General features: G+C 68.0%; 1 protein-coding gene. It reads right to left on the bottom strand.

Features of this window, described 5'->3' with window-relative positions:
- Window positions 1-540 (bottom strand): acyl-CoA dehydrogenase family protein (locus EOA22_RS36755; RefSeq protein ID WP_281040828.1); only part of this gene is annotated, 540 nt, incomplete at both ends.

Here is a 540-nt window from a genome sequence, read left to right as displayed (position 1 = left end):
GGATCGTGCCGCGTCCGCCGGCGCCGAGATCGCGGTCGATGCCGGCCAGCACATCCTCGACCAGGCCGGGCGCACGGCCAAGCACGCGCAGCACGTCGAGCGCCATGACATTGCCCGAGCCCTCCCAGATCGCGTTGACCGGGGCCTCGCGATAATAGCGGGCGAGCGGCGCCTCCTCGACATAGCCATTGCCGCCGAGGCACTCCATCGCCTCATAGAGCAAAGGCGGCGCGATCTTGCAGACCCAGTATTTGACGACCGGCGTCATGGCGCGGGCAAACGCCGCTTCACCGCGGTCGCTGGCCGCCTCGTCGAAGGACCGCGCCAGCCGGAACGACAGTGCGGTGGCGGCGGCGACATCGAGTGCCATGTCCGCCAGCACGCGCTGCATCAACGGCTGCTCGATCAGGGTCGAACCGAACACCTGACGATGGCGGGCATGATGAACGGCCTCGGCGAGGCCCGCGCGCATGATCGCCGACGAGGCGATGGCACAATCGAGCCGGGTGAGCGTCACCATGTCCATGATCGTCTTCACAC

The sequence above is a fragment of the Mesorhizobium sp. M7A.F.Ca.US.014.04.1.1 genome (assembly GCF_003998745.1).
Classification (GTDB): Bacteria; Pseudomonadota; Alphaproteobacteria; order Rhizobiales; family Rhizobiaceae; genus Mesorhizobium; species Mesorhizobium ciceri.
This window is presented reverse-complemented; position numbering and strand designations above follow the sequence as displayed.